At 44.8% G+C, this 12893-nt stretch carries 15 protein-coding genes; 1 reads left to right on the plus strand and 14 read right to left on the minus strand.

Annotated elements, in window-relative coordinates; genetic code table 11:
- Window positions 1-146 precede the first annotated feature (146 nt).
- The 3 genes from AC58QC_RS13825 to AC58QC_RS13835 are packed head-to-tail and all read right to left on the minus strand — an operon-like array spanning window position 147 to window position 2854.
- Complete coding sequence (locus AC58QC_RS13825; protein ID WP_497415714.1) at window positions 147-1778, minus strand: spore germination protein; 1632 nt, start codon at window positions 1776-1778, stop codon at window positions 147-149.
- 24 nt (window positions 1779-1802) lie between these two features.
- Window positions 1803-2222 (minus strand): stage V sporulation protein AB, encoded by a 420-nt coding sequence (locus tag AC58QC_RS13830; protein ID WP_497415866.1) that lies wholly within the window; start codon window positions 2220-2222, stop codon window positions 1803-1805.
- A complete protein-coding gene (locus AC58QC_RS13835; protein WP_497415715.1) occupies window positions 2222-2854 on the minus strand; it encodes a stage V sporulation protein AA in 633 nt (210 codons plus the stop codon). Before AC58QC_RS13835 ends, AC58QC_RS13830 begins: the two co-directional genes overlap by 1 nt.
- A 192-nt stretch (window positions 2855-3046) precedes the next feature.
- On the opposite strand from AC58QC_RS13835, the gene AC58QC_RS13840 reads away from it, so the two are divergent.
- Window positions 3047-3256, plus strand: a complete 210-nt coding sequence (locus AC58QC_RS13840; protein ID WP_477594972.1) for a DUF378 domain-containing protein — start codon at window positions 3047-3049, stop codon at window positions 3254-3256.
- Between the two features lie 126 nt (window positions 3257-3382).
- On the opposite strand, the gene sigF is transcribed toward AC58QC_RS13840, so the two are convergent.
- From sigF to xerD, 11 genes are all read right to left on the minus strand, one after another.
- Window positions 3383-4138 carry an RNA polymerase sporulation sigma factor SigF gene (sigF, locus tag AC58QC_RS13845; protein ID WP_028554229.1) on the minus strand — a complete coding sequence of 252 codons (756 nt, stop codon included), beginning with the start codon at window positions 4136-4138 and terminating at the stop codon, window positions 3383-3385.
- A gap of 11 nt (window positions 4139-4149) precedes the next feature.
- Complete coding sequence (gene spoIIAB / locus AC58QC_RS13850) at window positions 4150-4596, minus strand: anti-sigma F factor (RefSeq protein ID WP_497415716.1); 447 nt, start codon at window positions 4594-4596, stop codon at window positions 4150-4152.
- The gene (gene spoIIAA, locus AC58QC_RS13855; RefSeq protein WP_497415717.1) at window positions 4593-4946 is read right to left on the minus strand and encodes an anti-sigma F factor antagonist; all 354 of its coding nucleotides are present in this window, start codon (window positions 4944-4946) and stop codon (window positions 4593-4595) included. Before spoIIAA ends, spoIIAB begins: the two co-directional genes overlap by 4 nt.
- A 141-nt stretch (window positions 4947-5087) precedes the next feature.
- Window positions 5088-6263, minus strand: a complete 1176-nt coding sequence (locus AC58QC_RS13860) for a D-alanyl-D-alanine carboxypeptidase family protein (protein ID WP_497415718.1) — start codon at window positions 6261-6263, stop codon at window positions 5088-5090.
- Between the two features lie 164 nt (window positions 6264-6427).
- The gene (locus AC58QC_RS13865; RefSeq protein WP_497415719.1) at window positions 6428-7729 is read right to left on the minus strand and encodes a pyrimidine-nucleoside phosphorylase; all 1302 of its coding nucleotides are present in this window, start codon (window positions 7727-7729) and stop codon (window positions 6428-6430) included.
- 96 nt (window positions 7730-7825) lie between these two features.
- Window positions 7826-8209: a cupredoxin domain-containing protein gene (locus AC58QC_RS13870; protein WP_497415720.1), complete on the minus strand. Its 384-nt coding sequence runs from the start codon at window positions 8207-8209 to the stop codon at window positions 7826-7828.
- Window positions 8210-8356: 147 nt separating this feature from the next.
- A complete protein-coding gene (locus tag AC58QC_RS13875; RefSeq protein WP_497415721.1) occupies window positions 8357-8806 on the minus strand; it encodes a flagellar protein in 450 nt (149 codons plus the stop codon).
- Between the two features lie 155 nt (window positions 8807-8961).
- Window positions 8962-9816 carry a purine-nucleoside phosphorylase gene (locus tag AC58QC_RS13880; protein ID WP_497415722.1) on the minus strand — a complete coding sequence of 285 codons (855 nt, stop codon included), beginning with the start codon at window positions 9814-9816 and terminating at the stop codon, window positions 8962-8964.
- An 18-nt stretch (window positions 9817-9834) separates the two neighbouring features.
- Window positions 9835-10662 carry a purine-nucleoside phosphorylase gene (locus AC58QC_RS13885; protein WP_497415723.1) on the minus strand — a complete coding sequence of 276 codons (828 nt, stop codon included), beginning with the start codon at window positions 10660-10662 and terminating at the stop codon, window positions 9835-9837.
- Between the two features lie 32 nt (window positions 10663-10694).
- Window positions 10695-11870 (minus strand): phosphopentomutase, encoded by a 1176-nt coding sequence (deoB, locus tag AC58QC_RS13890; protein WP_497415724.1) that lies wholly within the window; start codon window positions 11868-11870, stop codon window positions 10695-10697.
- Between the two features lie 114 nt (window positions 11871-11984).
- A complete protein-coding gene (gene xerD / locus AC58QC_RS13895) occupies window positions 11985-12881 on the minus strand; it encodes a site-specific tyrosine recombinase XerD (protein WP_497415725.1) in 897 nt (298 codons plus the stop codon).
- Window positions 12882-12893 lie beyond the last annotated feature (12 nt).

Genomic DNA, 12893 nt, shown 5'->3' on the forward strand with positions numbered 1-12893 from the left:
CCTCTCCACTTGAACCTTCCCTTTGCCAAATTCCGCTAAAGAGGTCGCACACATACTAATAAAAGTACCATAGTGCATGCATATTTGACAATACATGCGCCTAGAACAAACAAAAAAGGGCAGGAAAATTCCAGCCCATTTTTATTCTATGATTTAGGTTGTCGTGTACCGTCAATTGGCTTCGTAATGCTGGGCCTTGTTTTGCTAGCTAGCACGGGACGACGAAGCAAAATCGAGAAAAAGCTCTTGGCATTGAAAGGTATGAACGGCCACATGTAAGGTGCGTCATAGGATTTCTTCGAAGCCAGCAGGATGAGCCAAAGTGTGGAGCCTACCACAAAGCCGGGAACTCCAAAAATGGACACCGTAATTAATAACGCAAGCCTTACGATGCGATTCGCCAAGCCTAATTCATAGCTTGGTGTAGCGAACATCCCAATCGACGCTAGCGCAAGGTAGAGGATAACTTCGTTAATGAAGAGTCCTGTCTTAACGGCAATGTCTCCGACCAGAATCGCGGCTACTAAACCCATCGCTGTTGCAAGCGGTGAAGGAGTATGTACCGCTGCCATCCGCATCAGATCGATTCCTATATCTGCAATCAGGAATTGAAGAAGGAGCGGTAAGGTACCTTCTTTTTGCGGGCCGAGGAATTCTAGACCCGCTGGCTTTAATGAAGGCTCCATCACCATCAGATACCAGAGTGGCAGCAGGAAGATCGACATCATAATGCCAGCAAAGCGGACCCACCTTAAATAGGTGCCAATAAAAGGTGTATTGCGATATTCCTCGGCATGCTGCACATGATGGAAAAACGTCGTAGGCAAGATCATGACGCTTGGTGAGGTATCCACGAATACGCAAACATGCCCTTCCAATAAATGTGCAGAGACAACATCCGGCCTTTCTGAATAACGAACCATTGGATACGGATTCCAGCCCTTATTTACAATCATTTCCTCTAATTGTTTCTCACCTAAGGGCAGACCATCAATCTCTACTTGTTTCATTTTGTCTTTAATATCTTGGACAAGTGTCGCATCGGCAATATCATTAATATATCCGATACAGACATCTGTCTTCGTTCGCTTTCCAATCTGCATGATTTCTAGTTTAAAACGCTCATCACGAATGCGGCGTCTAACCAAGGTAACATTCATTAACAGCGTTTCTACAAAACCATCGCGCGAACCTCTAACAACACGTTCTAAATCTGGTTCCGCAATAGATCGAATAGGGAAGCTTTTCGCATCAACTGAGATGGCCGTTGTGACTCCCTCGATAAAGAAGGCTGTCCCACCCATCAATACTTGTCCAACAATCTCAGACATTTTCGTATAATGTTTCACTTGAATATGTGGGATTAGTTTCTCAATGAAAGCTTCCAAGGTATGATGTGTGACATCCTCTTTATCTGCATAGGTAAGCCGAGTGATTATATCGGTTAACACGGTATCTTTTGCGAAACCATTACAATAAAAGATACCCACTCGTTTAGAGCCGAACACCATCTCTCTCAACACAAGGTCAAAGCTACGATTCAAGCCGACTCTTTCTTCTAAAATGCGCTGGACTTCTCGAAGACTTTTCGGAATATCTTCTTCGATCTTAAGAGCCTTCTCTTCCGGTGTCATATTCGTAATGGGATTGTAGGCCGATAAATTCCCTTCCTCATCGACAGCTAGCTTTTCTTCTTGATCAGCTTGATTCTCATCGTCTTGTGATTCTTCCAATTTCTCCTCGTCGCTGTGTTGACCATTTCTAACTATAAATTTCACTGGTGCGCCTCCTTCATCCACCCGCTAATAAAATATCCATTCAAACAAGGAGCCAACTACTTTACCTAATATCATGGCCATTAATAACCCGATCCGATAAGAATCCATCCCCACCCGTTTAGCCAAAATCGGCAGCACATTGACAATTTCAGTCAGTGCCGCGGCAAGCAAGCCTACGAAACAGCCAGCAAACAAGCCAAAGAGCGCGGCTCCCATAGGAAACAAATGCATATGCAGATCACTGAAATCTACCCAAGTAAACATAAGTGAGCCAAGTACGACTGCAGCTTCATATGCGTGGATTTTGGAGAATGATCGTGTGATCTGTGCTAATCTAGGAATGATATCCAGAACAACTAAAAAAGCAACCATGCCGCTGCCAACCGCAATCCCTCCCGCTAAGCCGATAAATGCGGCAAGGAAAGCCTCGCCAAGCAGCGTAATCACTTCGTATCTCCCTCGTCATGGATTTTCGAATACTCTTCAGTAATCACATAATGATTAATATTTTCTTGATACATAAACATCTCAACTTCCAATGGGCTCGGCTCTTCATTGAACTTCTTTTTAAACAAGTGATTGAAGAAAAGCACCATTCCTGCTCCGATGCCAATTGAATAGGGAATTTGCAAAATGAGCGGATGATCCACCTTTTTACCTGTCATCAATTCATAAATTCGCTGATGGACAGTAAGCATGGAGACGTCTGCATGGAAATTCATAATTGCCAGCCCTGACCCAATGAATAAAAGCAACCAAACGACCCCGATAAGCACTGGATTTGCTTTTTTGTTATCGGTGTATATTTCTAGAAGCACATGAGGTTCTCCGAAATGTTCAACCTGCAGCTCAGGAAACAGCTTCTTCACCTTACGAATGATCAAAAGCATATCGATGAGCACGCGATTCCCATCCTCTTGCTGAGGTTGATGAATAATCAATTCGTTCAGGGCTTGTTCATATTCAGGTTCAACAAATAGCTGTGCAATATGGTGCAGTCTCACGATATGCCCTTTACGAACACGAGCTTTACGGCGCAGTCGAATGTACAAATATTTGCTACCTACCTGGATCATGGTTCACCCCTCTCAGAGTTTAACAATGTCAAAACTTCCTTCAAGCATCCATGTATAGGAATAGTATGCAAAATCTTTCCTTGGCATAAACAATTCGCGGCTTGGTAAATTCTCCATGCATAAAGTCGGATATGGCAAGGCATGTTAATTAGTGAATACGGATCACTTATTCCATATAAAGAAGGTGATAACATGGCAAAATTCGCGTTAACACTGGTCATCATTGGTGCGCTGAATTGGCTTCTAGTTGGGCTTTTCGAATGGGATTTAGTTTCTGCTTTGCTTGGGGGAGATTCACACCGTGAATCTTCAGGGTTAAGTCGTATCGTATATTCCCTCGTTGGTTTATGTGGGATATACTGCGTGAGATTTTATTCTTTCGACCGCTATTCGGTTCGATAGAAGTGGCTTCTGTGCACAAGGTTAAAGCCGCTCATCGCCCATGTTGCTTTGGGAAATCAGCGGCTCTATGTATATGTGCTGAAAAACCGTCCCCCCATAGGAGCACGGTTTATTCATCTTTGAATATTATTGTGCAATCTGATCTTTAATGGATTGCAGTATTTTCTTTTCCAATCGCGATACTTGAACTTGTGATATGCCAAGCCTGCTCGCGACCTCCGACTGCGTCTGATCACGGAAATAACGCAGATAGACAATGAGTCGTTCTCGCTCTGAGAGCGTCCCTATAGCCTCATTCAAAGCCAGCTTCTCGAACCATTTCTCTCCGGACTCATCCGAAATTTGGTCCATAAGCGTGATCGGATCTCCATCATTTTCAAAAACGGTCTCATGAATGGACGAGAGTGGTTTATTCGCTTCTTGGGCGAATACAACCTCCTCCGGCGTAATCATAAGTTCCTCGGCAACCTCTTTGATCGTCGGGAGCCTTCCCAATCGCTTCGACAGCTCGTCCTTCGTCTTGCGAATTTTGTTCGCTAGCTCCTTGAGAGAGCGGCTTACCTTCAGTGTCCCATCATCCCGCAGGAACCGTTGGATTTCTCCGATAATCATCGGTACTGCATAGGTCGAGAATTTCACATCATACGAGAGATCGAATTTATCAACGGACTTAAGAAGTCCGATGCATCCGATCTGGAACAAGTCTTCGGCTTCGTAACCACGGTTCAAAAAGCGCTGAACCACGGACCACACCAAGCGGATATTGCAGCTGACAAGTGTTTCTCTAGCGAGTCCATCTCCGGATTGGCTGAGGGCGATTAACCGTTTGACTTCCGAATCGTCTAAATAACTATGAGAAGCATGCTTCAGATCAACATCCATAGATCCTACCCCTAATTGTATAAAGCTTTTTTAGATTCAATTCGCTTCAACATGTTTATTTTCGTTCCGATTCCGACGGCTGTCACAACTTCCACTTCGTCCATGAAATTTTCCATAATTGTAAACCCCATACCCGAACGCTCGAGCTCTGGTTTGGACGTGTACAATGGCTCCTTGGCTTGCTCTAAATCAGCAATACCTTCGCCCTTATCCTCAATCGTTAACCGAATGGTATCATCATCAATTTCAGCTGAAATGGTAATGACACCATCCGTTTTATTGTTATAACCATGTATAATCGAATTCGTTACGGCCTCTGAAACAACCGTTTTGATATCCGTCAATTCATCTAAAGTGGGATCCAATTGCGAAACGAACGCAGCCAATGCTACACGGGCAAAGGCTTCATTCTCTGATCGACTGGCAAACTGCAACGTCATAAAGTTACGTTCACTCATAAAGCAACCTCCAGACTGGACATTGCGTTACGTTCGTTATCCTGAATCGATACGATCTTGAACATACCCGAAAGCTCGAACAAACGATAAACGGCCGGTGACACGTCACAGACGACCATTTTGCCGCCTTTGCTCGTAATTTGCTTATAGCGACCAAGAATGACGCCAAGACCAGAGCTATCCATGAAGGAGAGGTCCTTTAAACTAAGAATCAGGTGATGCGTCTGCTCCTTCGCAATCGCGTCCTCCATCCTCGCCTTCACACTATCCGCTGCATGATGGTCAAGCTCGCCCTTTAATCTAACAATCAGCGCTTTTCTGCCTTGCTCAAACTCAATTTGCAGGCCCAATATGTTCACTCCCTTCAGGTCATGAACAGTAGTTTCTACAACTGAGCTGGTAATTCCTGCCCTCCGACAAAACTAGAAGAAAACCGCTAAAAGTAGGCAAAAAATACGATTTCCCCATCCTTTATTCGCTGTTTTCCACCATTAATCCGTGGTAAATAACTGTGACGTTGTCCGTTTAAACAGCTTCCACCAAGATGCTTTATCCACAGCAAGAGGAGACTCTAGCGGGTATTCCGCAAGGACATTATCCCCGTTATAGACCATGATCTTACCGATCGGCTGGCCTAAGCTTACAGGTGCTCTTAAACTAGGATCGAGCTGCAATTCATGTCGGATATTTGCTGTATCTGTCCCTTTTTTCATTAAAATACTATAATTTTGCTTCGCAACTAGCGGTACCGTCGATACTTGGCCTTTATTTATCGTAAAATTACCCAAGCTATCGCCTGTTTTGAACAATGAATAATTCGTATATTGCGCAAAAGCATAATCAAACAGCTTCGTTACTTCAGCATTCCGCGTTTTGGTATTTGGTTCCCCCAGTACGACCGCCACGACCCGTAAATTATCCCGTTTAGCTGTTGCAGATAAACAGAATTTGGCTTCGCTGGTATAGCCTGTTTTCAATCCATCGGCTCCGCTATAAAAACGTACTAGCTTATTCGTATTTACTAGCCAGAATGGCTTAGGTGTGTCTTTCCGCAAATAATCTTGGTAGGCACCAGTAAAATTCGTAATACCCTCGTGCTTCAGCAGCTCTCGCGACATAATCGCGATATCATTCGCCGTTGTATAGTGATTGGCTACAGGCAGTCCATTACAGTTAGAGAAATGGGTATTTTTCATCCCTAATTGCCCTGCACGTTCATTCATCATGGCAACAAAATTTTCCTCTGAGCCCGCAATCTTCTCGGCCATTGCCACAGAGGCATCATTCCCAGAAGCCATTGCGATTCCCTTCAACATTTCTTGGACCGTCATTTGTTCGCCTGGTTCTAAGAAAATTTGCGAACCTCCCATTGAGGCTGCATATTCACTAACGCTGACTTTTTCATCCATTTTGATGGCGCCCTTGTCGATTGCTTCCATGATCAGCAGCATCGTCATAATTTTAGTAATACTCGCTGGCGGCAGCTTGGCGTCTTTATTTTTCTCCACGATCACCGTACCTGTATCCGCATCCATCAGAACAGCAGACTGTGCATTCGGTGTTAAATCCACTGGCTGCACCTTGGTTTCCGCCGCATAAATCGCTGGCAGGAACAGCATTACACTTAGTTGTAAACAAATGAAACTGATTAGCCCTTTTTTTCGCATAGCAATTGTACCCCTCCTGTGATGTATGAAGTGAAAGTTTGGCATTTTGCAGCATGAATGACTGCTAATCAGTCTTGACGAATTCCCTCTAAATTATTCCATGTGGGTGAAAATAAGCCAAAATGCAAAAAGCACCTTCCCTTGGGAAAGTGCTCTCGCGTTTTCTATACGATTACGTCATAAATTAATTGCTTCGGAGCTGGCTGCGTTGAAGTGATCTTATACGCATCAATAATCATGGCCTCTACCTCAACTACATCCAAACGATTCGCATGAATCGTACAAATGGATTCCCCCACTTGTACCGCATCACCGATTTTCTTGTTTAACGTCAGCCCGACCGCATAATCGATCAAGTCTTCCTTCTTCGCCCGTCCCGCGCCAAGCAGCATAGCCGCAATCCCGATGTTTTCCGCTTGAATTTCATTGATGAAACCAGCTTCTCTCGCTGTTACCTCGATATCATAAGCAGCCGTTGGCAGAAGCTCAGGCTGATCAACGATGCGCGAATCACCGCCTTGACTGGCGATAAATCGTTTAAAGGTGTCCAACGCCTTACCGTTCAAGATAATGTCACGAACAGCCTCCTGCGCTTCCTCAAAGGTGTTAAACACCTTGCCTAGGACGGACATATAGGCCGCGACGGAAATTGCAACTTCTGTTAGTTCTCTGTCTCCCGTTCCACGAAGTACATCGATCGATTCTCTAATTTCATTCGCATTTCCGATTTCGCGGCCAAGCGGCTGATCCATGTCGGTAATCATCGCGATCGTTTTCCGATTCAAGCGTGTTCCGATATCGACCATCGTACGAGCAAGAACCCGTGCATCTTCTACCGTTTTCATGAATGCACCTGAACCAATTTTCACATCCAGTACAATGGCCTCAGCGCCTGAGGCAATTTTCTTACTCATGATGGAACTGGCAATCAGTGGGATTGAATCCACCGTTGCCGTTACATCACGCAAGGCATAGATTTTCTTGTCTGCAGGTGCTAAGTTACCGCTTTGACCGACAATCGCAATTTTATTCGTGTTCACCGCTTCGATAAAGGCTTCATTCGATAACTCGATTTGAAAACCTGGTATGGACTCCAGTTTATCTATTGTACCACCTGTATGTCCCAACCCTCTTCCCGACATCTTGGCGACAGGAATGCCAAGATAAGCAACAACAGGTCCTACTATGAGACTAACCTTATCCCCAACGCCGCCTGTAGAATGTTTATCCACTTTCACGCCGTCAATGGCGGATAAATCAATCATCTCACCTGAGCCCGCCATCGCTAACGTAAGAAATGATGTTTCTTCATCTGTCATTCCGTTCAGGAAGGTGGCCATCAAGAAGGCAGACATTTGATAATCCGGTATTTGCCCCGCTGTATATTCATTGATGATATACGTAATTTCTTGTTCAGTTAATGCTTCACTAATTCGTTTCTTATGAATTAAATCAACCATTCTCATGAGATTACCTCCTTTAATTTTACATGTTACCTCACAACCGGGAAAATGGAAAAAAGGGAGCTTAATAAGCCCCCTCTAATCTGCCATCTATGAAGATTATTGAACAATTAATTTGGATTTCATTTTAGCATGCCCTTCGCCGCAAGGAAGAACACAATCAATTTCATATGTACCCGGTTTGTCAAAGGTAATTTCCTTCGAAGGGTTTTCTTTGTCGAGTTTAATATCCAACCCAACGATTTCAATGGCATGGACGCCTTCTTTTAAGGATAACGATACTTTCGTAGGCTCACCTTTTTTGATCGTGTAGTCCGGTGCATCAAACTGCCAGTTAGAAGCTGTCACTTTCAGCTGTTGCATTTTTCCTGCGGCAGCCTCGGCTTCCTGTGCCTCTTGGCGGTCAGAAATATCTTGAAAGAGGACTCCCAGCCCCAATGCGCCCGCAAGTATAAATAGTACAAAGAAAATCCACTTTTGCATGCATATCCCCCTCATCGTGTGTTCACTTCATCTATTCTACCTAACATCAGAGAATAATCCCATATCTAGTACGTGGCAAAACTTTGACTATTTCGTGACAGAATTGTGAACTAAACTCCATCTTACTATTACCCATTCCTGTGTAAATTACACACGATTCCATCGATCACCAATTTGAAAGCCACGAGAGGATCCCTGTTTCTTCACTACCACCTGCTCGGGCTTCGTGACATGAACCGCTCCAGTCTCTTTCAACTGTCTGATATCGCGACTTATCCGGGTACTACAAGCAACACATAGCTTATGTTGACGAATTGGTTCCGAGCAAGACGCACATTGATAATTCAGATTTGGATAATCGGAAAGCTGCAGCTTTCCTTCCTTCATCCACACTTGTAATTGAAGATTGGACACACTTGTAGCATCGCAGACCTGCTCATTGGTGGAACGATAATTTCTACGCAGAAAATCAAGGCTATTTCTCAATTGATCATTGATACTAGTACTGCATGCCGTACATTGATTGCGTAAATTTCTCTGAAACACTTTCCCGCATCGCGGGCAATTGGCCACCATAATTTGCTGAGGGACTGACATGCTCTAACACATCCTTGTATGGAATAGGTAATCACTCTCAGGCAGATCACCCTTGAATATAGTTCTAATTAACTATATTCTACCATGTGTCCCTCGCATTTAATAGGTCTTTAGACGCTTAAAATCCTTATAATCCAAGGAATTTCTGATCCAATTTATCCCAATTGCACTTCGCGAACAAATGCTTTGACTAATGCAATAAATTTAGGCTTCGTACGATTGGCAACAGCCACGACCTGTTCATGCGTCAATGGTTCAAGTTCCTCGCCAATGGCCATATCCGTAATACATGAAATGCCGAGCACCTTAAGCCCTGCATGACGCGCTGCGATAACTTCACCCACCGTAGACATACCAATCGCATCTCCACCAATACGCGCAAGCATTGTAAGCTCTGCAGGCGTACAGTACGTAGGACCTGTAATTCCCGCATAGACGCCTTCCTGCAGCTTAAGAGGGACTCCATCCTCACCAACAACCGTTAACGCTAACTCACGAGCAAGCGTGCGATACTCGCGATTGTACGCTTCTGACATATCCGGAAAACGAACACCGAGTTCGGAATGGTTCGGCCCTATCAGCGGGTTATCCCCCGTCATATTGAGATGATCACTAATCAGCATCAAATCCCCCGCTTGGAAGGAACGATTCATCCCTCCCGCCGCGTTCGTCATCACAACAGCCTGAACGCCGATTGCCTTCATCACATAGACAGGGAAAACAACTTTTTGCATATCGTACCCTTCATAATAATGAAAACGCCCCTGCATGACGATAACTTGTTTACCTTCCAAAGTACCTACAACAAAGCGCCCTTCATGACCAGCTACGGTTGATACGGGGAAATGCGGTACTTCACTATAATCAATAGCTATAGGCTGCTCAACCTGGTTCGCCATATCACCAAGACCTGACCCTAGGACGAGCCCGATCGACGGAGAAACGCCGCTTAAGCGAGATTGTATGAAGCTTGCAGCCTCATTAATTTTTTGTATGTAAGACAGTGTCATGTTGATCTCCTTTTCTGCTTAAAGCGCCTCGATAATCCCTAGGACCAATTTCAAAAACTTAGGCTTCACCTTCTCTGTCGTTTCCATCACTTCCGCATGCGATAACGGTTGATCCAGAATACCTGAAGCCATGTTGGATATGCATGAGAAACCTAGTACTTCAATGCCCGCATGACGAGCTACGATTACCTCAGGAACGGTTGACATCCCGACGGAATCTCCGCCCAGTGTGCGGAACATACGAATTTCAGCAGGCGTTTCATAGTTAGGTCCGAGTAGACCCACATATACACCTTCTTGCAGTTTAAAATCTTGCTTAGCCGCGACATCATGCGCTAATTTGCGAAGACGCTTGCTGTAAGCCTCCGACATATCCGGGAAGCGAACGCCTAGCGCTGAATCATTCGGTCCAATCAACGGATTGCGGAACGTCATATTCAAATGGTCGCTGATGACCATGAGATCGCCAACTTGATAGGCTTCATTAATCCCGCCTGCTGCATTGGTTACAATCAATGTCTCCACGCCAAGCTCTTTCATTACGCGTACTGGAAAAGAAACCGTTTCTGCACCGTAGCCTTCATAAGCATGAAAGCGCCCTTTCATAATGAGAACTTGCTTACCTTGAATAGCTCCTACGACCAGCTCTCCTGCATGTCCTTCTACGGTTGAAACTGGAAAATGCGGGATGCGGGAATAGTCAATCACGATGGGCTGCTCAATCAAATCCGCAAGAACACCCAGACCTGAACCGAGAATTAGACCGATTTGCGGTGTAATATTTGTTTCTTTTTTAATAAATGCTGCTGCTTCTTGAATCTCTTGAATCATTGTTGTACCTGACATGTAACCATGCCTCCTCAGCTAAATATAAATAATTATTTCAAAAGGTGCAGGAAGCTCTCACCATGCTTGGTTGTTTCTATGCCGAAATTCTCAGCTATTGTAGCACCCAAATCGGCAAACGTCCCCCGTATTCCCAAGGAAACCGGCGATTGGAAGCTTGGACTATACAGCAATACTGGCACATACTCGCGGGTATGATCCGTCCCGGCATGAACGGGGTCATTCCCATGGTCCGCTGTCAATATAAGAAGATCCTTCGGACCTAGTCCCGCTTTCAGCTGTGGCACATAGGCATCAAACTCCTCCAAGGCACGTCCGTAACCTTCGGGGTCGCGACGATGTCCATAAAGGGAATCGAAATCGACTAGATTGGTAAAAGCAAGACCCTTAAACGAGGTTCCAAGTACGTCAATCGTTTGCTGAATACCATCCAAATTGCTTTTCGTCGAGGTTGCTTGCGTAATCCCTTCTCCATCGAAGATATCATTGATCTTACCAATGGCAATGACATCCCATCCGGCATCCTTAAGCTGATTCATCACCGTGGGAGCGGGAGGCTTGACCGCATAATCGTGACGATTCGGCGTTCGTTTGAACGCACCTGGTTTACCCAGATAAGGTCTTGCGATAACACGTCCTACAGCAAATTCATCCTGCATGGTTAATCTTCTGGCAATTTCGCAAGCCCGGTATAGTTCATCCAACGGTATGATGTCTTCATGTGCAGCTAATTGGAACACGCTATCTGCAGACGTATAGACAATCCAAGCACCAGTCTTCATCTGTTCTTCGCCAAGTTCATCCAAAATCTCAGTACCGGAAGCCGGTTTATTTCCAATGACCTTGCGACCTGTCTCTTGTTCAAATTGAGAGATCAACGCTTCAGGGAAACCGTCCGGAAATACTTTAAATGGAGTTGAAATATGAAGACCCATTAACTCCCAGTGGCCTGTCATCGTATCCTTACCAACAGAAACCTCTGCCATTTTACCATAATAGCCTTCTGGTGACGATACAGGAGGAATCCCCTGGATGTCCGCAATGTTCCCTAATCCCATTTGCTGCAAATGGGGCAGCGCGAAGCCGCTTACTTTCTCTGCTATATGACCAAGTGTATGTGCTCCAAGGTCGCCAAACTGTTCAGCATCCGGTAATTCTCCAATGCCTACACTATCCAATACGATTAAACTAATTCGTTCAAAGCGCACCGATGTCCCTCCAAATCAATCCCTAATGTTAGTGATATCCACCCTTCATTATCCCACTTCCATCCCGTGAATGCAAAACAGCAGCGATTCCAATTGGAATTGCCGCTGCCACCATCATAAATGAGCTCTGGGATGAGCTCGATTATAAACATCCTTCATTTTAAGCTTCGTGACCTGAACATATAGTTGGGTTGAGGAAATATCGGAATGCCCTAACATTTCCTGAACCGAACGTAAATCGGCGCCATTCTCAATTAAATGGGCTGCGAAGGAGTGTCTAAGTGTATGCGGAGTTATCTCATTCGTAATTTCTGTCTCTAAGGCATAACGCTTCATGATTTTCCAGAAGCCCTGCCTCGTCATCCGAGTGCCTAAATGTCCAATGAAGAGCGCATCTTCATCTACGGATCTTTTTAACAGCTTTATACGGTAATTCTTTATATAAGACTCCAAAATTCGAATCGCAATGCCGCTTAGAGGTATCATTCTCTCCTTCTCAGCTTTCCCAATACAGCGTATAAAGCCCATCTCTAAGTTCACATCAGTCATATTCAAAGACACAAGCTCTGACACACGAATTCCTGTTGCGTAGAGCAATTCAAGCATGGCCTTATCCCGTGCGCCATTTACCTGCTCAGCTTGAGGTGCCTCTAGAAGCTTTTCAACCTCGTGAATGCTGAGTACCTTGGGAAGCCGTTTTTCTAGCTTAGGAACCTCGATGAAAACAGAAGGATCCGAATCAAGGATACGTTCTTTCACCATGTATTGAAAAAAGGAGCGTAGTGAAACGCGAATTCGTGAAAGGGTAGCTGAAGCTCGTCCGAGCGCTTTTAATTGAGTAAGATAACCTACAAGATGCATTTTCCCTATATCGCGCCAGCTTGTAATGCCTTGCAGCTCTATATAAGCAACAAATTGAAGGAGATCCCTTTCGTAGGATTCGAGTGTATTCCGTGAAAGTCCTCGTTCAGTCGTCAGGTATCGGATGAAGGATTGTAGCTCACTCGTCATTATGTCAGTCTC

It is taken from the genome of Paenibacillus sp. J22P51 (genome assembly GCF_059692215.1).

Bases quoted from the DNA above. Each gene is read 5' to 3' on its own strand.
- AC58QC_RS13835 (WP_497415715.1), bottom strand. From the start codon at position 2,854: ATGATCCAGGTAGGTAGCAAATATTTGTACATTCGACTGCGCCGTAAA.
- AC58QC_RS13840 (WP_477594972.1), top strand. From the start codon at position 3,047: ATGGCAAAATTCGCGTTAACACTGGTCATCATTGGTGCGCTGAATTGG.
- sigF (WP_028554229.1), bottom strand. From the start codon at position 4,138: ATGGATGTTGATCTGAAGCATGCTTCTCATAGTTATTTAGACGATTCG.
- spoIIAB (WP_497415716.1), bottom strand. From the start codon at position 4,596: ATGAGTGAACGTAACTTTATGACGTTGCAGTTTGCCAGTCGATCAGAG.
- AC58QC_RS13860 (WP_497415718.1), bottom strand. From the start codon at position 6,263: ATGCGAAAAAAAGGGCTAATCAGTTTCATTTGTTTACAACTAAGTGTA.
- AC58QC_RS13865 (WP_497415719.1), bottom strand. From the start codon at position 7,729: ATGAGAATGGTTGATTTAATTCATAAGAAACGAATTAGTGAAGCATTA.
- AC58QC_RS13870 (WP_497415720.1), bottom strand. From the start codon at position 8,209: ATGCAAAAGTGGATTTTCTTTGTACTATTTATACTTGCGGGCGCATTG.
- AC58QC_RS13875 (WP_497415721.1), bottom strand. From the start codon at position 8,806: ATGTCAGTCCCTCAGCAAATTATGGTGGCCAATTGCCCGCGATGCGGG.
- AC58QC_RS13880 (WP_497415722.1), bottom strand. From the start codon at position 9,816: ATGACACTGTCTTACATACAAAAAATTAATGAGGCTGCAAGCTTCATA.
- AC58QC_RS13885 (WP_497415723.1), bottom strand. From the start codon at position 10,662: ATGTCAGGTACAACAATGATTCAAGAGATTCAAGAAGCAGCAGCATTT.
- xerD (WP_497415725.1), bottom strand. From the start codon at position 12,881: ATGACGAGTGAGCTACAATCCTTCATCCGATACCTGACGACTGAACGA.